This window comes from Polaribacter sp. AHE13PA (assembly GCF_019278505.1).
Classification (GTDB): domain Bacteria; phylum Bacteroidota; class Bacteroidia; order Flavobacteriales; family Flavobacteriaceae; genus Polaribacter.
Genome location: NZ_CP058985.1, coordinates 2731778 through 2754519 on the forward strand (window position 1 = coordinate 2731778; position 22742 = coordinate 2754519).

General features: G+C 28.7%; 24 protein-coding genes. 15 read left to right on the forward strand and 9 right to left on the reverse strand.

Annotation, left to right across the window (positions count from 1 at the left end):
- The first annotated feature begins 109 nt into the window (after positions 1 to 109).
- The 3 genes from H0I28_RS11685 (at position 110) to H0I28_RS11695 (ending at position 2730) form a co-directional block, all read left to right on the forward strand.
- A complete protein-coding gene (locus H0I28_RS11685; protein ID WP_218759220.1) occupies positions 110 to 472 on the forward strand; it encodes a hypothetical protein in 363 nt (120 codons plus the stop codon).
- 775 nt (positions 473 to 1247) lie between these two features.
- A complete protein-coding gene (locus H0I28_RS11690; RefSeq protein WP_218759221.1) occupies positions 1248 to 2039 on the forward strand; it encodes a sensor histidine kinase in 792 nt (263 codons plus the stop codon).
- A gap of 10 nt (positions 2040 to 2049) precedes the next feature.
- Entirely contained in the window at positions 2050 to 2730 is a 681-nt protein-coding gene (locus tag H0I28_RS11695; protein ID WP_218733938.1) for a response regulator transcription factor, read from the forward strand.
- A 154-nt stretch (positions 2731 to 2884) separates the two neighbouring features.
- On the opposite strand, the gene H0I28_RS11700 is transcribed toward H0I28_RS11695, so the two are convergent.
- The 6 genes from H0I28_RS11700 to H0I28_RS11725 form a co-directional block, all read right to left on the reverse strand.
- Positions 2885 to 3484, reverse strand: a complete 600-nt coding sequence (locus tag H0I28_RS11700) for a DUF4230 domain-containing protein (protein ID WP_218759222.1) — start codon at positions 3482 to 3484, stop codon at positions 2885 to 2887.
- Between the two features lie 31 nt (positions 3485 to 3515).
- Positions 3516 to 4136 (reverse strand): lipoprotein signal peptidase, encoded by a 621-nt coding sequence (locus tag H0I28_RS11705; protein ID WP_218759223.1) that lies wholly within the window; start codon positions 4134 to 4136, stop codon positions 3516 to 3518.
- A 43-nt stretch (positions 4137 to 4179) separates the two neighbouring features.
- Positions 4180 to 4836 (reverse strand): hypothetical protein, encoded by a 657-nt coding sequence (locus H0I28_RS11710; protein WP_218759224.1) that lies wholly within the window; start codon positions 4834 to 4836, stop codon positions 4180 to 4182.
- Between the two features lie 67 nt (positions 4837 to 4903).
- Positions 4904 to 5281, reverse strand: coding sequence for a TraR/DksA C4-type zinc finger protein (locus H0I28_RS11715; protein WP_165731815.1), 378 nt, complete (start codon positions 5279 to 5281; stop codon positions 4904 to 4906).
- A 5-nt stretch (positions 5282 to 5286) separates the two neighbouring features.
- Positions 5287 to 8694 carry an isoleucine--tRNA ligase gene (gene ileS / locus H0I28_RS11720; RefSeq protein ID WP_218759225.1) on the reverse strand — a complete coding sequence of 1136 codons (3408 nt, stop codon included), beginning with the start codon at positions 8692 to 8694 and terminating at the stop codon, positions 5287 to 5289.
- Positions 8695 to 8877: 183 nt separating this feature from the next.
- Positions 8878 to 9642: a TerB family tellurite resistance protein gene (locus H0I28_RS11725; RefSeq protein ID WP_218731666.1), complete on the reverse strand. Its 765-nt coding sequence runs from the start codon at positions 9640 to 9642 to the stop codon at positions 8878 to 8880.
- A gap of 354 nt (positions 9643 to 9996) precedes the next feature.
- On the opposite strand from H0I28_RS11725, the gene H0I28_RS11730 reads away from it, so the two are divergent.
- The 6 genes from H0I28_RS11730 (at position 9997) to H0I28_RS11755 (ending at position 14543) form a co-directional block, all read left to right on the forward strand.
- Positions 9997 to 10407: a BrxA/BrxB family bacilliredoxin gene (locus H0I28_RS11730; RefSeq protein WP_165731812.1), complete on the forward strand. Its 411-nt coding sequence runs from the start codon at positions 9997 to 9999 to the stop codon at positions 10405 to 10407.
- A 77-nt stretch (positions 10408 to 10484) separates the two neighbouring features.
- Entirely contained in the window at positions 10485 to 10724 is a 240-nt protein-coding gene (locus H0I28_RS11735; protein ID WP_218731667.1) for a hypothetical protein, read from the forward strand.
- 102 nt (positions 10725 to 10826) lie between these two features.
- On the forward strand, positions 10827 to 11783 hold the full coding sequence (locus tag H0I28_RS11740; RefSeq protein ID WP_218731668.1) for a hypothetical protein: 957 nt from the start codon (positions 10827 to 10829) through the stop codon (positions 11781 to 11783).
- Between the two features lie 85 nt (positions 11784 to 11868).
- Entirely contained in the window at positions 11869 to 12957 is a 1089-nt protein-coding gene (locus H0I28_RS11745) for a hypothetical protein (RefSeq protein ID WP_218759226.1), read from the forward strand.
- A gap of 11 nt (positions 12958 to 12968) precedes the next feature.
- Entirely contained in the window at positions 12969 to 13811 is an 843-nt protein-coding gene (locus H0I28_RS11750) for a universal stress protein (RefSeq protein ID WP_218731670.1), read from the forward strand.
- A gap of 72 nt (positions 13812 to 13883) precedes the next feature.
- Positions 13884 to 14543, forward strand: coding sequence for an HD domain-containing protein (locus H0I28_RS11755; protein ID WP_218759227.1), 660 nt, complete (start codon positions 13884 to 13886; stop codon positions 14541 to 14543).
- Between the two features lie 10 nt (positions 14544 to 14553).
- Here H0I28_RS11755 and H0I28_RS11760 read toward each other — a convergent pair whose 3' ends face one another.
- Positions 14554 to 15426, reverse strand: a complete 873-nt coding sequence (locus H0I28_RS11760) for an AraC family transcriptional regulator (RefSeq protein WP_165731806.1) — start codon at positions 15424 to 15426, stop codon at positions 14554 to 14556.
- A gap of 208 nt (positions 15427 to 15634) precedes the next feature.
- Here H0I28_RS11760 and H0I28_RS11765 point away from each other — a divergent pair, with 208 nt between their 5' ends.
- The 6 genes from H0I28_RS11765 to H0I28_RS11790 all read left to right on the forward strand — a co-directional run bounded on the left by H0I28_RS11765 (position 15635) and on the right by H0I28_RS11790 (position 20414).
- Complete coding sequence (locus H0I28_RS11765; protein WP_218731672.1) at positions 15635 to 16201, forward strand: hypothetical protein; 567 nt, start codon at positions 15635 to 15637, stop codon at positions 16199 to 16201.
- 267 nt (positions 16202 to 16468) lie between these two features.
- Positions 16469 to 17047 (forward strand): hypothetical protein, encoded by a 579-nt coding sequence (locus H0I28_RS11770; protein ID WP_218759228.1) that lies wholly within the window; start codon positions 16469 to 16471, stop codon positions 17045 to 17047.
- A 269-nt stretch (positions 17048 to 17316) separates the two neighbouring features.
- Entirely contained in the window at positions 17317 to 17895 is a 579-nt protein-coding gene (locus H0I28_RS11775; RefSeq protein WP_218759229.1) for a hypothetical protein, read from the forward strand.
- A 254-nt stretch (positions 17896 to 18149) separates the two neighbouring features.
- Positions 18150 to 18734, forward strand: coding sequence for a hypothetical protein (locus H0I28_RS11780; RefSeq protein ID WP_218759230.1), 585 nt, complete (start codon positions 18150 to 18152; stop codon positions 18732 to 18734).
- A gap of 255 nt (positions 18735 to 18989) precedes the next feature.
- Positions 18990 to 19574 carry a hypothetical protein gene (locus tag H0I28_RS11785; RefSeq protein ID WP_218759231.1) on the forward strand — a complete coding sequence of 195 codons (585 nt, stop codon included), beginning with the start codon at positions 18990 to 18992 and terminating at the stop codon, positions 19572 to 19574.
- A gap of 255 nt (positions 19575 to 19829) precedes the next feature.
- Positions 19830 to 20414, forward strand: coding sequence for a hypothetical protein (locus tag H0I28_RS11790; RefSeq protein WP_218759232.1), 585 nt, complete (start codon positions 19830 to 19832; stop codon positions 20412 to 20414).
- An 87-nt stretch (positions 20415 to 20501) separates the two neighbouring features.
- On the opposite strand, the gene H0I28_RS11795 is transcribed toward H0I28_RS11790, so the two are convergent.
- Both H0I28_RS11795 and H0I28_RS11800 read right to left on the reverse strand, forming a co-directional pair.
- Entirely contained in the window at positions 20502 to 21275 is a 774-nt protein-coding gene (locus H0I28_RS11795; RefSeq protein ID WP_218759233.1) for an enoyl-CoA hydratase/isomerase family protein, read from the reverse strand.
- A 49-nt stretch (positions 21276 to 21324) separates the two neighbouring features.
- Complete coding sequence (locus H0I28_RS11800; protein WP_218759234.1) at positions 21325 to 22734, reverse strand: PAS domain-containing sensor histidine kinase; 1410 nt, start codon at positions 22732 to 22734, stop codon at positions 21325 to 21327.
- Between the last annotated feature and the right edge of the window lie 8 nt (positions 22735 to 22742).

A 22742-nucleotide genomic window follows, 5' to 3' on the forward strand; every position in this document is an offset into this window, starting at 1 on the left:
AAAACTGTTTTTTATATTTAAAATTACGTATTAATAGGGCATCTTAGTTATTTTCTATACTTTTAAAACCTAACTAAAATTATTTATTAACTACCGATACAAACTAATCATGGCAAAAAAAAACACCATTTCATTAAAAACAGCTAAAAAATGGACCAAAAGATGGCGCAAAATGGAAGGCACCTATAATGCACACCGAGATTGCAGAGCTTTTAACATTCCTTTAGAAGATTTAAAAGGAGTAATTGCAGAGGGAGCCGTAACAGTAAGAGCCTATTTAGGGGTGCATAAACGCAAAATTGAAGGAGAAACTGTTTTTGAAGAAAAATTAATTATTGTGGGTGTAGATGCTGAAGGAAAAGATATGATTTCTTCTAAGGATGGTGAAAATCTAGATTCAGAAAGTGATTTTATTTATGATTTGACGACTCCTTGTCCGGATAAATGTGACACTGAAAGTCCTTTAAATTAAGCTACCTAATATGACTTTTGATGATTTTGTAATAAATGCTGGCTATACTGTATTAGCTTTAAATACACTAGTTTTTATTATAAGCTATAATAAAAAACACAAAGCACTAAAATACTTTATTATGTATTTATTGCTTTGTCTTTTTATTCAGTTTTTATCTAACATTTTAAATTCATTAAACAATTACAACCTTTTTTTAAGTCATTATTTTTTTATTGGTCAGTTTATTTTTTTAAGCCTATTCTTTTCCTCCCTTATTGATTTTAAAAAATATAAGCCCTTCATTTTTTTTTTAACGTTTATAACAGCAGCATCTTTTATTATATATCTTTATAATTTTCCTGAAAATCTAAATAGATGGAGTGTTTTAGAAATTGCAACTACATCAATACCGTTATTATTTTACAGCTTTTTCTTTTTTCTAAAAAAAATAGATGATAATAAAAATAGAAAATACATTTATTTTAACTCTGGTTTCTTTGTCTATACGTTGTGTAGTACACTAATCTTTACATTAGGAAATATAGGTTCTAGGGAGTTAAAGTTTTATGTTTGGCAGTTTAATTCTATTTTATACCTAATTTTTCAGATAATGATTTTTGTAGAATGGTATAAAAACTTTATAAAACCAATTCGCAAAGAACACAACCAACTATTTGCATCAAAAAATACAGATTAAATGTATAGATAGTTCTATTACAAAGTAATAAAACGACAATTTTGAAAATAAAATTATTTTTATGTAACTTCGTTTTCTTTGATTTAAACCCCCCAAATGAAAAAACTCCTTATTCAAGAAAACCAAGTGGTACTTATCGCTTTAATAGGAGTTTTATTACTTCTATTTATGGGAGTTGCGCTCTTACTATTTTTCTTCTCCTCAAGAAAAAAAATTGTAGACAAAGAACTAGAGAAAAAGAATTTAGAAGTAACACATCAAAAAGAAATTATACAATCTATCATCATAACTCAAGAAGAAGAGCGCAAACGTATTGCACAAGATTTACATGATGATATTAGTTCTAAACTAAATGTTATTAACTTAAATGCAAACCTTTTAAAAGACGGAGATCTGTCTCCAGAAGAATACCTTATAGTTAACAATGGTATTTTAGAAGCTACAGATAAAACCTTAGAAAGTGCTCGTAAAATTGCACATAATTTACTACCACCAATTTTAGAAGAATTTGGGCTTAAGGATGCCATAGAAGAACTTGCAGACTCTTTTAATAATAGTAGAAAAATTAATATAATTTACAATATAAAATACACTAGGCAACATTTAAACCCACAAAATGAATTACATCTCTTTAGAATTACTCAAGAATTAATTAATAATTCTATAAGACATGGTAAAGCAAAAAAGAGTATTTTAAATATTTCTAACAAAGACAACAACCTTATTTTCAGCTACATAGACAACGGTATTGGTTTTAATTCTGATAAAAAAGAAAATAAAAAAGGCCTTGGTATGAAAAATATAGAAAGTAGAATTTCTTTATTGAATGGACGATATAGTATTGGAAGTGAAGTAGGTAAAGGATTTAATATCTTAATTGTAATATAACCCCCAAATGATGAATAAAATTAATATCATAATTGCTGATGATGAAGAACTTTTTAGAAAAGGTATCCGATTTTTATTAGAAAGAGAAAATAACTTTAGCATTACTTATGAAGCAGAAAATGGTAAAGAATTAATTGATTTTCTATCTTATACAGAACATACTCCAGATATTATTTTAATGGATTTAAAAATGCCAGAAATAAATGGTGTAGAAGCTACTAAAAAAATTCATAAGACACACCCAAACATTAAGATAATTGCTTTAACTAGTTTTGATGGAAAATCCTTTATAACCAATATGATCGATGTTGGCGCCTCATCTTACCTACTTAAAAATACAAGTCCTAAAATGGTAATTCACACCATTAATGAAGTATTTAATAAAGGTTTTTATTATGATGAGAAAGTTTTAAAAATTATTCAAGAAAACATTAATTCATCTAGTGGAAAACGCATAAAAATCGATTTAGATAAAAAATTACTTTCTAAAAGAGAAATTGATGTTTTAGAATTAATTTGCGACCAATGTACTACTGCAGAAATTGCAGACAAACTTTTTATTAGTCCCAGAACCGTAGAAGGTCATAGAAACAACTTATTACTTAAAACGCATTCTAAAAACGTTGCAGGTTTAGTTATTTACGGTATTCAGAAGAAATTAATAGAAGTTACTCCAGATTTTAATATCTAAAAGAAGGTTAAGTTTATAATAAACTATGGTAAATATACAGCTTTAAAAGCTCAAACTTCAAGTCTCTAAAGAGCTAAGGATAGATTTTAATAAAAAAGGATTATAAACACAATGTAAAAGCTCTCAAATTTATTTTTGAGGGCTTTTTTTAAACTTAATTTTTAAAATTACTTAAAAATCCAGAATTGGTATTGTCTATAACTTGCCAATTATAAACTGCAGAAAGTTGATAGATTTTAGACAACTCCTCTAACAATCTTATTTTTGCTTTTTCTTTTAAATCTGTAACTTCAATAGTTTCTTTAATCTTTTCGATACTTGTTTTGTTAATTTTATTCAAATCGTACTTAGAAAAAGTATTAAACTGACTTTGTTGTAAATCGAAATATTTTATATCAGGAGAAATTACAACCTCTTCTTTCGGTATTTTATTGATGTAAATTTTCTTACCTACAGAATCTATCTGAATTTCTAATTTAGATAAATCATAACCAACCTCTACAGTTGCATTTACGGTTACAATGGCTTTTTTATCAAAAGAAAGATAATCGTAAAAGTATTTTTTAGAGTCTGAATAATTGTAAACTTCAGAAAAAGTTCCTTTAGAAACTACTAGTTTACTCAAATTCTTAATTGAGGTGAGCACTACTTGTATTTCTTCTTGTTTATGATTCCTCTCTTTTTTATCGTACCAAAATTTGGCGATAAAAAAACCAAAAAGAAAAACAGCCAGGTATTTTAGAAAGCTATTCATATTCTTAAACTTTCTTTAAAGATATAAAAGATTATTCTTTTAAAACAACTTCCTCCTCTTTAGGAAAAGCTTGTTTGCTAAAAATAAATAACAATGCCACACCAATACTTATAAAAGCATCTGCAGGATTAAATATATATTGAAAAAAAGTAAACATTTCTCCACCTATAAAAGGAATCCAATCTGGCAAAACACCTTGCCATAAAGGAAAATAAAACATATCTACTACTCTACCATGAAATAATTCGCCATAAGGTTTCTCTGCAAATAGTGTTGCTACTTTATGGTTAGATCCATCAAAAATAATTCCGTAAAAAACAGAATCGATGATATTACCAACTGCTCCAGAAAAGATTAAAGCAATCGCTATAATTACGGCATTGTGTACCTTCTTTTTAATGTTTTGTATTAACCAATAGATAATTCCAGATACTGCAATCAATCTAAATAAGGTTAAAAAGAGTTTTCCTCCTTTGCCTCCAAACTCAAACCCCATTGCCATACCATTGTTTTCTGTAAAATGGATTCTAAACCAATCGAAAACAACCACTTCTTCACCTAAAATAAAATGTGTTTTAACATAAATTTTAATTACTTGATCTAAAATAATTGCGATAAAAATAATTAGAATAGCAAGACTCTTTTTTGACATCTGTTTTTAATTTGTGTTCACAAAAATAACAATAATATTGCGTTTATTCGGCTGTTAAGAAAATATTAGCTTTTGCAGAGTTTATACGAATTTCTTTCATAGATTTTGCTACTCTTTTCTGATATGTTTTTTCAACTAAAACATCGTTAATTACTATTTTACCCATATTAGAAACAATATCAATACTAGTGTTATTTGAACTCGCATATAAATTTCCGGCATACATTTTTACTGCTAAATTCTCAATAATTGTATTCAATTTTAAAATTCCTTTTTCAATAAAAATATTTAAATCTCCTTTATAGCTTTTAGATTCAATATTTATTTCATCGCCAAAAACAGTAATCTTTTTATTGCCTGGAACTTTAAGAACTACACTTGCTCTTTGTAATCGTTCTGTTATAAATTTTCTAAACACCTTATCTTCTGGTAAACTTTCTGGTATTTCAAATTGAATCTTTAAGGTGTTAAACTCTTCCTTGTAAAGAATATGTTGTTTTGTTATATTTTCTGCAATTAAATAGACTTCTATAAAGTTAGAGTCAGAATTTTCTATTACAAAACTATCTAAACCATGTGTAGAAATTTCTATTTCTTTTAATTGAGTTTCAAACTTTTTCACCACTTTCTTTTGAGATAAAATGTGGGTAGAAATCAATAAAAAGAAAAACACTATTTTCAGATGCCTTCTATTAAACATAATCGTAAAGTTATAAAAACAAAAAAAGCTTCCCTAAAGAAGCTTTTTAATTATGATAAGTAATTTATTATTGTTTGCGTTTAGCTTCTATGCTTAAAGTAGCATGAGGTACTATTCTTAAACGTTCTTTCTGTATTAATTTACCTGTAACTCTACAAACACCATACGTCTTGTTTTCTATACGTAACAAAGCATTTTTTAAGTCTCTAATAAACTTTTCTTGTCTAATAGCTAGCTGAACATTTGCTTCTTTGTTCATAACTTCAGAACCTTCATCAAAAGACTTAAATGAATGTGAAGTATCATTTGTACCGTTATCTGAATCATTTTTATAAGCAGCTTTTAACAACGCTAAATCTTCATTTGCTCTTGCTATCTTCTTGTCTATAATTGCTTTAAACTCTTGTAAGTCTTCCGCTGAATATTTTTGTTTTACGTCTGACATAAATCTTACATTTTTTCTATTAATATTCTACTTTTTATGGTATCAAATTCAATTTCTGTACCATTATTTAACTCATCTACAAAAACCAATTCCTTAGTTAATGTTTCACTCATTATGTAGTCTTTATTATCCGTGATAGATTTTTGTAAGTTCTCGAAATTTAAAACCGTTAATTTTATTCTATCTGTTACTTCTAAACCTGTGTCTTTACGTGCATTTTGGATTCTATTTACCAATTCTCTGGCAACTCCTTCTTTACGCAAATCTTCTGTTATAGTAACATCTAAAGCAACTGTTAACGCCCCTTCATTTGCAACTAACCACCCTTCTATGTCTTTAGATGATATCTCTACGTCTGAGAGTTCTAAAATAATATTTTTTCCATTAACCTCAAGAGAAATGTTTTTATCTTTTTCTATTTTGTTAATATCTTCTTGGTTAAACTTTTGCACCTCAGCAGCTATAAAACGCATATCTTTTCCAAACTTAGGCCCTAATGTTTTAAAATTAGGTTTTATTTGTTTGATTAAAATATCTGAAGCATCATCTAAAATTTGAATCTCTTTAATGTTTACTTCATTTTTGATAAGATCTGCAACCGCTAAAATTTCTTCTTTCTGTTGTTCATTATCAACAGGAATCATAATTTTTTGTAATGGTTGACGCACTTTAATCTTTTCTTTTGCTCTAAGTGATAAAACTAAAGAAGATATAATTTGCGCATTTTCCATTTTACGCTCTAAACTCTTATCTACAAAACTTGCATCATATACAGGAAAATCTGATAAGTGAATACTTTCTGATGTTTCTTTACCCGTTACAGAATTTAAATCTTGATACAATCTGTCCATAAAGAACGGCGCAATTGGAGACGCTAATTTTGCAATTGTATTCATACAAGTGTACAACGTTTGATATGCAGAAATTTTATCTGTTTGATAATCTCCTTTCCAAAAACGTCTTCTACTTAAACGCACATACCAGTTACTTAAGTAATCTTGTGTAAAGTCACTTATTGCTCTAGCGGCTCTTGTTGGTTCGTATTCTTCATAGAACTTATCTACTTTAGCAATTAAAGTATGTAATTCTGATAAAACCCAACGGTCTATTTCTGGTCTTTTTTCTAAAGGAATATCTGCTTCTTCATAAGAAAAACCATCTAAATTTGTATATAAAGTAAAGAAAGAATAGGTATTATATAAAGTTCCGAAGAATTTACGTTTTACCTCTTCAATTCCGTCTAAATCGAATTTTAAATTGTCCCAAGGATTTGCATTTGCAATCATGTACCAACGTGTTGCATCTGCTCCATAGGTAGATAATGTTGTAAAAGGATCTGTTGCATTTCCTAAACGTTTAGACATTTTATGTCCGTTTTTATCTAAAACTAAACCGTTAGAAACAACGTTTTTATACGCTACAGAATCGAAAACCATCGTTGCAATTGCGTGTAAAGTATAAAACCAACCTCTGGTTTGATCTACTCCTTCTGCAATAAAATCTGCAGGAAAAGATTCATTTCCGTCAATTTTTTGTTTGTTTTCAAACGGATAATGCCATTGTGCATACGGCATAGAACCAGAATCGAACCACACATCAATTAAATCGCTTTCACGTTTCATTGGTTGTCCTGATGCTGAAACTAATACTATTTCATCCACAATGTTTTTATGTAAATCTATTTTTGCATAGTTTTCTTCTGAGTTGTTATCAACCTCAAAATCTTCAAAAATATCTTTTGCTAAAACGCCAGCTGATACAGCCTTTGCCATTTCTTCTTTTAATTCTTTAACAGAACCAATACAAATTTCTTCTTTACCATCTTCTGTTCTCCAGATTGGTAATGGAATTCCCCAGTAACGAGAACGAGATAAATTCCAATCGTTTGCATTTGCCAACCAGTTTCCAAAACGACCAGTTCCTGTAGATTCTGGTTTCCAGTTAATGGTTTTGTTTAAACCGTGCATTCTATCTTTAACATCAGTTACTTTAATAAACCAAGAATCTAATGGATAGTATAAAATTGGTTTATCGGTTCTCCAACAATTTGGATAACTGTGCTTGTATTTTTCTACCTTAAAGGCTTTATTTTCTGTCTTTAACTTAATAGCCAACTCAACATCTATAGATCTTTCTGGCGCTTCACCATCAGGATAATATTCATTCTTTACATATTTACCTGCAAATTCGCCCATTTCTGGTCTAAATTTACCTTGTAAATTTACTAGAGGAACTAAATTATCATTTTCATCTTTTACCAACATTGGCGGAATTGGTGGTACCGCTTGTTTTGCAACCAAAGCATCATCTTGACCGAAAGTTGGTGCTGTATGTACAATTCCTGTTCCGTCTTCTGTTGTTACAAAATCTCCTAAAATTACTCTAAAAGCATCCTCTGGATTGTCATTTGGCAAACAGTAATTTAAAACTGGTTCGTATTTTATATTTACTAAATCTTTACCAACAAATTCTTTTATAACGTGATAAGGTATTTTTTTATCACCAGAATTATATGTTAATAATTCTTCTGTAGTTCCTACTTCAACATTATTTTTACCTGCAAATTGTTTTCCAACTAATTTCTTAGCAAGAATTACTTTGATTGGTTCAAAGGTATATTGATTAAAGGTTTCTACTAAAACATATTCAATTTTAGGTCCAACTGTTAATGCAGTATTAGATGGTAATGTCCAAGGAGTTGTTGTCCAAGCGATAAAATAAACCGTTCCTTCATTCTGTAAAAAGTCTGGAAGCGTATTTTCTACAGCTTTAAATTGTGCAACAATTGTAGTATCAGTTACATCTTGATATGTTCCTGGTTGATTTAATTCGTGAGAACTTAAACCTGTACCCGCTTTTGGCGAATAAGGCTGAATTGTATATCCTTTGTAAATTAATTTTTTATTGTAAATTTCTTTTAGCAACCACCAAACAGACTCCATATATTTAGGTTCGTAGGTAATGTATGGATCTTCCATATCTACCCAATATCCCATTTTATTGGTTAAGTCATGCCAAACATCTGTATATTTCATTACCGCTTTTCTACAAGCTGCGTTATAATCTTCTACAGAAATGGTTTTTCCAATATCTTCTTTGGTAATTCCTAATTCTTTTTCTACACCCAATTCTATTGGTAAACCATGTGTATCCCAACCAGCTTTACGCTTTACTTGGTAACCTTTCATAGTTTTATAACGTGGAAAAATATCTTTAATAGCTCTTGCTAAAACATGGTGAACTCCTGGAAGTCCGTTTGCAGAAGGAGGGCCCTCAAAAAATACAAAAGGTTTTGCATTTTCTCTAGAAGATACACTCTTTTCGAAGATGTTATTTTCTTGCCAATAGCTTAAGATTTCTTCTGCTACTTTTGGTAAGTCAAGTCCTTTATACTCAGGAAATTTCGCTTTCATTTTCTGTCTTTTCTAATAAGATTGCGAATTTACTGAAATTCTTCTAATTTTTAAGTTTGTTTCTAAAGAAGTTACAAAGCATAAAAAAAGTTACAAAATTGAGAAGAAACGAAATGCCAAACTTCGTAAACGCTGCAACTTTGTAACTCTTTAATTTTGTTACTTTAAAACTTAAAATGATATCTACATACCTCTCTCGTTTTTTATCTTTTCATACGCAGCTTGTATGCTTTGAAATTTTTCATTTGCACCTTTTAAATGCTCTTCTCCTAAGCCTTGTAATTTATCTGGATGGTATTTTTTTACCATTTTTCTATAACCACTTTTTACTTCTGCATCTGTAGCTGTCTTTTCTAGATCTAAAATTTTGTAGGCGTTTTCTGAAGCATCATGAAACATTGCTTTTATAGACTCAAAATCGTTTTGGTTGATGTACAAATAACCAGCCATCTTTCTAATTTCTTCTATTTCAGACGCTGCTACAAAGCCGTCTGCTTTTGCAATACCGAATAAGAAATGTAATAATTGTAAACGAGATGCGTGAGACATGTTTTGTCTAATCTGTATACAAACTTGACGCGCAGAAACTTCCTTTTTTATAATTCCGCTAAAAAGCTTAAAGGCATTGTTAGCTCTTTCTTTACCGTACATCCCAACAAATTGAGAACGTACAAAGTCTAATTCTCGCTGATCTACTTTTCCGTCAGATTTTATAACTATGGATGCCAAAACAAGCAAACTCATTTCAAAATCTCCAGATTGCGTATCTGCAGCACTACTTCTACCACTAGATTGTCTGGTTCTTTCGTAATCTAGTTGTTCTTGTGTAAGGTCTTTTATAGAAAAACCATCTACAAAACTACCTACTGCAAAACCAATGGCTGCACCTATTGGACCTCCAAAAGTAAATCCTAATCCTGCTCCTAACCATTTTGTAAAACTTCCCATTATTTATTTTTTATTTGAAGCGACAAAGTTACAAAGATATTTAGTTGAAATTTAAAAGGTTTTAAATTTTATGTAATTGGCAAGTACTCCTTTGCATGAAGGATTGAAGCATTTGTTTGAGCTCTTTTTTGTTTTTCTCAAAAAAAGCGAGTGCTGAAAGCCTGACGATTTTTAAAAAAAGTGCAGTGTAAACGGAACTTTGTTTTAAAAATGGGCATGCCCAAAGAATAGACAATCATTTCTAATGATATAAAAAGGCATCAATTTTATTGATATTTCTATTGAGACAACTATTTTTATAAAGTTGACTTTTCTTTAACTTATACCTATCTTTGCATTTTAAAATTAGAAAATATGTATCCAGAAGAATTAGTAAAACCAATGCGCGATGAGTTAATTAACGCAGGTTTTGAAGCATTATATACAAGTGAAGACGTTGAAAACGCAATGTCTAAAAAAGGAACTACTTTGGTAGTGGTAAACTCTGTTTGTGGTTGTGCTGCAGGTACGGCAAGACCAGGTGCTATTGCTTCTTTAGGAGCAGATAAAACACCAACAAACTTAACAACTGTTTTTGCAGGTGTAGAAAAAGAATCTACACAAAAAGCACGTGAGTTTATGATTCCTTTTCCAGCATCATCTCCAGCAATGGCTTTGTTTAAAGATGGTAAATTGGTGCACATGTTAGAGCGTCATCATATTGAAGGAAGATCTGCACAAATGATTGCACAGAATTTAGCACAGGCTTACGAAGAGTTTTGCTAGGCTTCTAAAATTATATTATACAAAAAAAATCCACTTAATAATATAGGTGGATTTTTTTTTCAATAACATTACTTATTATGGCTTCAGAATTTTCTACATACACCAAAGAAGAACTTATAACGAAACTAAAAAAGCAAAAAAACTTTTTTATTATTAAAATAGTTGTCATTCTTTTAATGGTGGTATTTGCTGTTTTTTCTACCATTGAAAACGGTACTTCTTTTCATACCTTTTTACCTTTGTTTTTTATACCGATGTCTATTTATATGTATGTTGATATCAAAAACATAAAAAAGGAACTGGCTTTAAGAAAATAACTTCTACTACCCCAAACTTTATAGTATAATAATAATTACTTAACATTTACTGTTTTGTAATAGTATTCCTTTGAGTTAAATTATAACTAATTTAATTTACCTATGGAATTAACAGTAATGTATTTAGGGTTTTTCTTAGCAGCTTATTCTGTTGTAGGAAATGACACCATACAGACATTAGGAACCTTTTTAAGTTCTAACGAACGTAAAAAATGGTGGGTGCTATGGCTTTTTGCTGGTGGTATACTTGCTGTAACATTAATCTACGGTTACGTTACTCATAATGGGGATGTTTCTTACGGAAGGTTGGCAAAATATCCTTTACCACAACCATTTGCTTGGTACTACATTCTACCTCCTATTGTTTTAATGCTGTTAACACGTACTGGAATACCGGTAAGTACCTCTTTTTTAATTCTTACATTTTTTAATGCAAAGAATTTAGAAGATATGGTTACAAAATCTGTTTCTGGTTATTTACTTGCGCTAACAGCATCTATTGTCTTATACCTAATTATCTCTAAATCGGTTGAAAAGAAATTTATTGAAAACCCAATTACAGAAAAACAAAGAAATATTTGGACAGCCTTACAATGGTTATCTACAGGTTTTTTATGGTCGCAATGGCTAATTCAAGACTTTGCTAATATTTATGTGTACTTACCAAGACAATTAAGTGTTTGGGAGTTAATAGGTTCTTTAGTTATTATTTTAGGTCTTTTGGCTTACATTATAAAATCTAAAGGAGGTGCAATACAAAGCATCATTCGCTCTAAAACAAATACAGTAGATATAAGATCTGCTACATTAATAGACTTTACGTATGGTATTGTTTTATTCTACTTTAAAGAACTAAACAATGTACCAATGAGCACAACTTGGGTGTTTATAGGAATTTTAGCAGGTAGAGAAATTGCCTTAAACTTTGTATTGCGTAAAAACGAAGCTCGTAGAGATATGTTTAAAAGTTTAGGAGTAGATTTATTTAAGGTATTAATAGGCCTTATAGTAAGTATTGCACTTGTGTATGGTGTAAAATTTATAGCAACTTCAATTTAACAATCATTCTAAATTAAAACCAATGTATTTTAAATTTAAAACTTGCATTATATTAGTTTGTCTACTTTCTTTTACTAATTTAACAATGGCACAAAGCCAAAAAAACGGAATAGATACCGATGAAAAAGGAATCACTATTGCAGATTTTCTTCAAATGTCTGGTAATTGGTTTATCGCTTATAGAGATGGTATTTCTCAAACACAGGCAGATGACGAAATAGGTATTACAAACGATCATCAGAGTGCTTTTGTTTTAAAAAGGAGTTATTTCACCTTAAAAAAAGACCTAAACAAAACCTATTCGGTACGTTATACGATGGATTTAACTGTTGATAGAGACGGACCCGATGCCGGAAATATAGAAACGCGTTTAAAATATTTATATGTAAAAGCAAAACCAAATTTTAATAGTGATGTTTTTACAGGAAACTGGGTAGAAGTTGGTATGGTACATACACCTTGGTTAGATTTTGAACAAAAAATAAATACCTACAGAGTACAAGACAATATGTTTATTGAAAGAAATAGAATTTTTAATTCTGCTGATTTCGGTATCACCTACGGAGGAAATATTGGTCCTGCAATGGATAAGGAATTTCTAAAAGAAGTAAACGGTGCTATGCCTGGTAAATACGTAAGTTACGTAGTCGGTTTGTTTAATGGTGGAGGATATTCTGGTGAAGAAAACAACAATAATAAAGTGTTTTCGGGACGTTTATCTGTTAGACCGTTTGCCAAAAAATTACCAGAATTACATATAAGTGGTTATTTTAATGTTGGAAGAGGAAATAGTGAGTACAATCCTAAATTTAATCAGGTATTAGGGTTTATTGCCTATACAGGAAAACAATTAACTTTAACAGGACAAATGCACAGCGGTATAGGTGATTTTAGAGGAGAATATGTAGATGAAAACGATTTTAGTAAAGCAATTGAAAATGATGGATATAGTTTTTTTGGAGAATATAAAATTAAAAAATCACCTTTAGCTCTTTGGGCAAGATATGACTCCTTTCATTTAGAAACTTTAGACGATGCGAATACAAAACGTTTTATTGGAGGGCTTTCTTATACTGTAAACAAATATCTAAGATTGGTACTAAATGCAGAACATAACAACAAAACATCAAACGAAAATAATATTTACGAATTAAATCTCGAAGTATCTTTCTAAAACTAAAAATTATGAAAAACATATTATTTCCAACAGACTTTTCAGAAATTTCTTTAAACGCCTTTGCGTATGCAATGGAATACGCACAAAAGCTAGATGCCACCTTAATTATATATCATGCCTATCATGAAGACATATCGGTGGATGAAAAAACACAATCTATTTACGAAAAAATTGACATTGATAATTTTAGAAATAAAAAAGATAAATTTCCGCCTTTTCAAAAGCTGATAAAAGCAAGTAAAAAAGGAGACTTAAAAGTAAAATACATTGTTGATGAAGGTGTTTTTTCCGATTCTTTATTTAAATATGTTGCCAAACGTGATGACAAAATTGACATTATTATAATGGGAACTAGTAAAGGAAAAAATAGCAGCCTTTTTAATATTTTTATGGAAACCAATACCATTAAAATTTTAGAAGAAATAGACAAACCTGTAATCGCAGTTCCAGAAAACGCAAAATTTGATGGTTCTCTAGACAATATTATGTTCTTGGTAGATTATAGAGATGAAGAAATTGAACCTTTAGAGAAAATAACCAAAGTTGTTAAAGAGTTTAGTGCTCAATTACACGTTGTACATTTCGATTTAGCTCATGGTGAATCTATTTCTCCATTAATGGATAACTTTAGACAGAACTTAACTTTAAAACATAAAAAAACCAAATTTGTGTCTATTGATACTTTACATTTAAAAACATCTTTAACAGATTATTGTACCGAAAATAAAATAGACATGGTTTGCTTATTAAATCAAGAACGCAACTTATACCAACGTTTATTTACCTTTAGTTTAGCAGAAGATTTAATCAATCATATTGATATCCCTGTAATGGCTATTTATAAAAAGTAATAGATACAAGTATCTAGTTTAAAATTTAAAATCTCAGGTTCATGTTAATCTGAGATTTTTTACTTTTGTAACATGGATAAAGACAACATCATACTAAATACTATAAAATTTGTAAAAGAAACCTTAAAAGATGCCGAAGGCGGACATGATTGGTTTCACATAGAACGTGTCTATAAAAATGCAGTTTTAATTTCTAAGGATGAACATGTAAATGCTTTTATAGTTTCTTTAGGTGCGCTATTGCATGATATTGCAGATCCTAAATTTTATGACGGAGACGAATCTGTTGGTCCTAAAATAGCAACAAAATTTTTAGAAGAACAAAACGTTTCTAAAGACATAACAGCGCATGTTATAAATATAATAAAACACATATCTTTTAAAAACTCTTTAGAAACTAGTGGTAAAAAATTTACTTCTAAAGAATTAGAAGTTGTGCAAGATGCAGACAGATTAGATGCTATTGGAGCCATTGGTATTGCGCGTTGTTTTAATTATGGTGGATTTAAAAACAGGGCTTTGTATAACCCAGAAATTCCACCAAATCTAAATATGACTAAAGAAGAGTATAAAAACTCTTCCGCTCCAACAATCAATCATTTCTACGAAAAATTATTACTATTAAAAAATAAAATGAATACTGTTACTGGACAGCAAATTGCTGCAGAAAGACATTCTTTTATGGAATTATTTCTGAAGCAATTTGATGATGAATGGAATGGAGTGAAGTAATTAGAAAAGCTTAATTCTGAATTAAACTCATCATTTCACTTCTATATTTTGAAGCAGATTTACCTGTAAACTCTTTAAACAATTTATTAAAGTGAGAAAAGTTATTAAAACCACATTCAAAACAAATATCTGTAATACTCGTTTGGCTTTCAGATAATAATTTAGTTGCATGTACAACTCTATATTCATTTACCAATTTAGTAAATGTTCTACCTGTTGTTTTCTTAAAAAACCTACAAAACGCAGGAACCGTCATACTTACAAGATCAGAAATTTCATCTAAACTAATATGTTGGTTAAAGTTTTCGTTTATATGTTTAAAGATTACATCTATTTTACTACTGTCTTGTGGTTGCGTCTCAAAAGCATAACCATCTGCATTCAATAAAGTATAATCATCTGATTTAGAAAGTGTATGTAGAATTTCTAACAAAATCAACACTTGTTTAAAACCTTCTTTTTCAGATAATTTTTCAATTTTTGGACCTAATTTTTGTTTTGTTTTTACACCAAAAAGAATTCCTTTTTTGGCTTTTTCAAATAAAATACTAATAGGTTTCATTTCAGGAACTTCAAAAAACTCATTTCCTAAAAAGTCTGGTTTAAATTGTACCAAGGTTTCAGAACCATTGGTTGTTAGTCTATCTGTAAAACCATTATGCGGCAAATTAGATCCTATTAATAATAACTGACTATTATTAAAGTAAGACAAATGATTACCAATATGTCTTTTACCCTTTCCCTTATTCACATAAACTAATTCGATTTCTGGGTGAAAATGCCAGAATGCTTTTATTTGCTTCAAAAACTCTGTATGTTTTTTTACAAGTATTGAGCTTCCAAAATCGGGACTAATTTTCTCTAAAGTAGGTTTAACGTTCATAAATAGTACTATTTAACGGCAAATTTACGACACTTAACACTAAAAAGCTGTATAAAATTAACAAAATTATAGACTAAATTATCTTTACTTTCTTTTAACATAAAAATAACAGTTAATCTAGTACACAAACCCACCAATTTAGATGTTTTCTAAACAGAATTGCTGCCATAAATTTGCAGTGTTATTAATCATATAAATGACAAATAAAATGAAGAAAATTATATTAGTTGCTTTAATGTTCGGAACATTAATTAGTTATGCAAACGAAAACATCAATACTGAAGACGCAAAGAAAACTGTAAAGGTTGAATTTAATAATGTAAAAAAAGGTCAGACTTTAACCATTAAAAATAGTAACGGTTTAACTGTTTACAATAATGAAATTCAAAATTCTGGAGACTATTCTAAAACATTTGATTTTTCTGCTTTAGAAAATGGAATTTACTCTGCTGAGTTAAATAAAGACTTCGAAATTGTTATTAAACAATTTAATGTTGAAAATGGATTGGTAACATTTTTAAACAATAAAGATCAAAAAATATTTAAACCAATCATTAGAACTGAAGGTGAATTATTATTAATATCAAAAATTAATTTTAACAATGAACCTTTAAAAGTTTCTCTTTACTATAATGATGAAGCTGTACTTTCTGAAACCTTATCTGGGGACAAAATTTTAAAAAGAGTTTACAAATTGTCTCAAAAAGAAACTGGTGTTTATAAAGTAGTTATTAGTTCTGATGAAAGAACTTATTCAAAAGAATTTAAAATATAAAAATTTAGTTAATTGTTTCGTCAAATTACTGCTATAGTTTGATGGTAAAAGCGAGTCCAAAAGGACTCGCTTTTTATGTTTATAAAACATCTAGACAAAACCTTTATTGCATAAATTAACACAAACCTACACTATATTAACATATGTAAATCTACCAAACAAACACACTTGTTAATATAACATATAAAAACACCAATTATGATGTTTTCTAAACAAAACTTCTATCATAAATTTGCAGTGTTATTAATCATATAAATGATATATAAAATGAAAATAAAGAAAATTATATTAGTTGCTTTAATGTTCGGAACATTAATAACTAACGCAAACGAAAAAGACAATACCAATTATAAAGAAGCAAAAAAAACTGTTAAGGTTGAATTTAATAATGTAAAAAAAGGTCAGACTTTAACCATTAAAAATAGTAACGGTTTAACTGTTTACAATAATGAAATTCAAAATTCTGGAGACTATTCTAAAACATTTGATTTTTCTGCTTTAGAAAATGGAATTTACTCTGCTGAGTTAAATAAAGACTTCGAAATTGTTATTAAACAATTTAATGTTGAAAATGGATTGGTAACATTTTTAAACAATAAAGATCAAAAAATATTTAAACCAATCATTAGAACTGAAGGTGAATTATTATTAATATCAAAAATTAATTTTAACAATGAACCTTTAAAAGTTTCTCTTTACTATAATGATGAAGCTGTACTTTCTGAAACCATATCTGGAGACAAACTTTTAAAAAGAGTTTACAAATTATCTGAAAAGGAAGTTGGTGCTTATAAAGTAGTTATTAGTTCTGATCAAAGAACTTATACAAAAGAATTTAAAATATAAAAATTTAGTTAATTGTTTCGTCAAATTACTGCTATAGTTTGATGGTAAAAGCGAGTCCAATAGGACTCGCTTTTTATGTTTATAAACATATAGACTAAAAATCTTTATTGTATAAAATTAACACAAACATACACTATATTGACATACTTAAATCTAACAAATAAACACACTTGTTAATATAACATATAAAAACACCAATTATGATGTTTTCTAAACAAAGCTTCTGTCATAAATTTGCAGTGTTATCAATCATATAAATGATATATAAAATGAAAATAAAGAAAATTATATTAGTTGCTTTAATGTTAGGAACATTAATAACTAACGCAAACGAAAAAGACAATACCAATTATAAAGAAGCAAAGAAAACTGTTAAGGTTGAATTTAATAATGTAAAAAAAGGTCAGACTTTAACTATTAAAAATAGTAACGGTTTAACTGTTTACAATAATGAAATTCAAAATTCTGGAGACTACTCTAAAACATTTGATTTTTCTGCTTTAGAAAATGGAATTTACTCTGCTGAGTTAAATAAAGACTTCGAAATTGTTATTAAAAAATTTAATGTTGAAAATGGATTGGTTACATTTTTAAATAATAAAGATGAAAAAATATTTAAACCAATCATTAGAACTGAAGGTGAATTATTATTAATATCAAAAATTAATTTTAACAATGAACCTTTAAAAGTTACTCTTTATTATAATAATGAAGCTGTACTATCTGAAACCATATCTGGAGACAAACTTTTACAAAGAGTTTACCAATTATCTGAAAAGGAAGTTGGTGCTTATAAAGTAGTTGTTAGTTCTGATGAAAGAACTTATACAAAAGATTTTACAATATAAAAATTTAGTTAATTGTTTCGTCAAATTACTGCTATAATTTGATGGTAAAAGCGAGTCCAATAGGACTCGCTTTTTATTTGAAATACTTTTTACAGAAAATAAAATTAACACAAATATACTCTATATTAACTTAACAATTAGTTAACATAAATCAAAAATGATAAAATAACACATAAACATAGCAATTATGATGTTTTTAAAACTCAACTACCATTGTACATTTGTAGCGTTACTAACCTTTAAATAAGAAGATAATGAAAACAATAATTAAAACAATTTTAGTAGTAACATTAATGTTTGGAACATTAATTAGTTATGCAAACGACAACACGAAATCTACTAATTCAGTAGCCGTTAAAAAAGTTAAAGTAGAATTTAAAGATGTAAAAAAAGGGAATGCTTTAACTATTAAAAATGAATACGGAATAACAATATATAAACAAATACTACAAAGTTCTGGAAACTTTACAAAGAATTTCGATTTAACAAATTTAGAAGATGGTTTATATACTACCGAACTAGAAAAAGACTTCGAAATTATTATTAAGAAACTTGAAATTAAAGATGGTTTTGTAACTTTCTATAAAAAAGAAAAGGAAGTAATTTTTAAACCAGTAATTAGAACAGAAGGAAATTTAATTTTGATTTCTAAAATTGAATTTGACAACCAACCTTTAAATGTAACTTTATACTACAATAATGACATTATCTTTTCTGATAAAGTGACTGGAGAAAAAGTATTAAATAGAGTTTATAAATTATCTGAAACGGAAGAAGGAGCATACAAAGTTGTTATTAATTCAGACGACAGAACTTACATTAAAGATTTTACATTATAAAAATTTAGTTAATTGTTTCGTTAAATTACTGCTATAATTTGATGATAAAAGCGAGTCCAAAAGGGCTCGCTTTTTATTTTAAAACACTTTTTATAGAAAATAAAATTAACACAAATATACTCTATTTTAACCTTACTATTTATTAACACTAACTTAAATTGATAAAATAACACACAAATATACCAATTATGATGTTTTAAGAGCTTTACTTCCATCTTACCTTTGCAGTGTTACTAACCTTTAAATAAGAAAAAAATGAAAACAGTAATTAAAACAATTTTAGTAGTAACATTAATGTTTGGAACATTAATTAGTTACGCAAACGACAACACAAAACCTACAAATTCAGTAGCTGTTGAAAGAGTTAAAGTTGAGTACAAAGCCGTAAAGAAAGGCGATGCTTTAACGATAAAAAATGAATATGGAATAACAATATATAAACAGGTATTACAAAGTTCTGGAAACTATACTAAAACTTTCGATTTAACGAATTTAGAAGATGGCTTATACACAACAGAACTAGAAAAAGACTTCGAAATTCTTGTTAAGAAGCTTGAGGTAAAAGATGGTTTTGTTACTTTTCATAAGAATGAAAATGAAATAATCTTTAAACCAGTAATTAGAACAGAAGGAAATTTAGTTTTAATTTCTAAAATTGAATTTGATAACATTCCTTTAAATGTAACTTTATATTACAACAATAAAATTATCCTTTCTGATAAAGTGACTGGAGAAAAAGTATTAAATAGAGTTTATAAATTATCTGAAACGGAAGAAGGAGCATACAAAGTTGTTATTAATTCAGACGACAGAACTTACATTAAAGATTTTACATTATAAAAATTTAGTTAATTGTTTCGTTAAATTACTGCTATAATTTGATGATAAAAGCGAGTCCAAAAGGGCTCGCTTTTTATTTTAAAACACTTTTTATAGAAAATAAAATTAACACAAATATACTCTATTTTAACCTTACTATTTATTAACACTAACTTAAATTGATAAAATAACACACAAATATACCAATTATGATGTTTTAAGAGCTTTACTTCCATCTTACCTTTGCAGTGTTACTAACCTTTAAATAAGAAAAAAATGAAAACAGTAATTAAAACAATTTTAGTAGTAACATTAATGTTTGGAACATTAATTAGTTACGCAAACGACAACACAAAACCTACAAATTCAGGAGCTGTTGAAAGAGTTAAAGTTGAGTACAAAGCCGTAAAGAAAGGCGATGCTTTAACGATAAAAAATGAATATGGAATAACAATATATAAACAGGTATTACAAAGTTCTGGAAACTATACTAAAACTTTCGATTTAACGAATTTAGAAGATGGCTTATACACAACAGAACTAGAAAAAGACTTCGAAATTCTTGTTAAGAAGCTTGAGGTAAAAGATGGTTTTGTTACTTTTCATAAGAATGAAAATGAAATAATCTTTAAACCAGTAATTAGAACAGAAGGAAATTTAGTTTTAATTTCTAAAATTGAATTTGATAACATTCCTTTAAATGTAACTTTATATTACAACAATAAAATTATCCTTTCTGATAAAGTGACTGGAGAAAAAGTATTAAATAGAGTTTACAAATTGTCTGAAACTGAAAAAGGAGCTTATAAGGTGATTATTAATTGTAATAACAGAACTTACAAAAAAGATTTTACAATATAAAGAGCAATTAATTTCATCATCGATCTACTGCCATACTTTGATGCTTAAAGCGAGTCTAATTTAGACTCGCTTTTTTTATATCTATTTCTAAAAATTTGGTTTTCTTTTATTTAAAAATGCATCTGTACCTTCTATAAAATCATCTGTTCCAAAACATTCTCCAAATTCATCTACTTCAACATCAAAACCATTAACACCATCTTCAAAACCTGCATTAACTGCTCTAATAGCGGCGCTTATTGCTTCCGAAGAATTTCTTATAATCTTACTTGCTATTTTTTCGGCTAATGACAATAACTCCTCTTGAGGAGTAACGTGGTTTACCAAGCCATATTCTTTTGCCTCTTCAGCAGATATCATACCAGCGGTCATAATCATTTCCATCGCCTTTCCTTTACCAACCAATTGTGGCAAACGCTGAGTACCTCCATAACCTGGAATAACCCCTAAAGAAACTTCTGGTAAGCCCATTTTTGCATTATCAGATGCTATTCTAAAATGACAAGACATTGCCAACTCTAATCCACCGCCTAAAGCAAAACCATTTACGGCTGCAATAACAGGTGTAGACAAATTTTCTACATAATCGAATAAAGTATCGTGCCCTAATTTAGATAATCTGGTTCCTTCATCTACAGAAAAATCTGCAAATTCAGAGATATCTGCTCCTGCAACAAAAGCTTTCTCTCCGTTACCCGTTAAAATAATTACCCTAATATTAGCATCATCTTCTAATTCTTCAAAAGCTTCATTCAGTTCTATAATTGTAGCCTTATTAAGAGCATTTAATTTTTTGGGTCTGTTGATAGTAATTTTAGCCAAACTATCTTTTTTCTCAATTAAAATATTCTCAAATTTCATTTTTTATAAATTTAGTTACCTATCCTTCACATTCAAGGCAATGATTATATTAACTTTTTGGTAATACCACAGTAAACACAGTACCTAATCCTTCTTTAGAAGTAAAAGAAATGGTTCCTTTATAAGCTTCAATAATATTTCTTATCATACCTAAACCTAATCCCATTCCACTTGATTTTGTAGTAAATTTAGGTTCAAAAATTAAGTCTTTTAGGTCGTCAGAGATTCCCTTTCCATTATCAGAAACTGTAATTTTTATATTTAGATCTTCAGAAAAAACTTTCACTTCAATTAAAGGGTTTTCCTCAACATTTACCGCCTGAATTGCATTTTTAACTAAGTTTGTAATCACTCTAATTAATTGAGTTTTATCTAAATTAGCATGCAATTCTTTTTCTTGCGGATAGTATTTAATATAACGCTCCGAAAAAATATCTAAAGCAAACTTTACAACACTAATTACATCTAATTGTTCTTTCTTTTGAGTTGGCATTTTAGCAAAATCGGAAAAAGCAGATGCTATAGAACTCATAACATCTATCTGCTGAATTAAAGTCTGGCTAAATTCTTTTAACTTCTCTTTTGCTTTTTCATCTGTAGGATCAAACCTTCTCTCAAAACTTTGCACTGTTAAACGCATTGGAGTTAAAGGATTTTTAATTTCGTGCGCTACTTGTTTTGCCATTTCACGCCACGCCTGTTCTCGCTCACTTTTAGCTAATTTAGCAGCACTTTCTCCCAATTCATCAATCATATGATTGTATGCTTCCACCAAAATTTCTATTTCTGAACTAGCCTTATCTAAAATAATCTTTTCATTCCGTTTATTAAGACGTGTCTGCTGCATTTTATCAGAAATCGATTTAATAGACCTTGTAATATAACTTGATAAGAAATATGCAATTGCAATTGCAATTAGAAACATTAATATATAAACCACACCCAATCGCAACATAAACTCTCTCAATTCGTGTTCTATCTCAGAATTATCTTGTGTAAACTGTAGCTCAATAATACCTATTCTTTTAAATTTTGGATCATGTATAAACGAGTACGAAGATTGATAACCTGTTCCATTTTCTACACTTGTTTTTAATATTTTATGATTAGAGTTTTGCGATAATTCTTTTAAAACATTTATAGGAAGCGGTTTTATATCTACCTTTTCAAAAGCATTTGCCGTAGAAGATTTTAGTAAATTCCCCTTTAAGTCGTAAAACGAGATATTTAACTTATTAATAGATGATATTTCAAAAATACGTTCTTTAAATATTTTAGCTAAATTTTCAGTATTTACCGGGTAGGTTGTTTTGTTTTTAAGCTCTAATTCTATAATTTCTTTGGTAGTAGCTTCTTTACGTTCAAAACGCTGAATATTGTAGTCTTTTGTCTGTTCATCATATTGATAAATAGTAACCACCAAGATTAATACAGATGCCAATAACACCAATAAAATCATTGATAAAA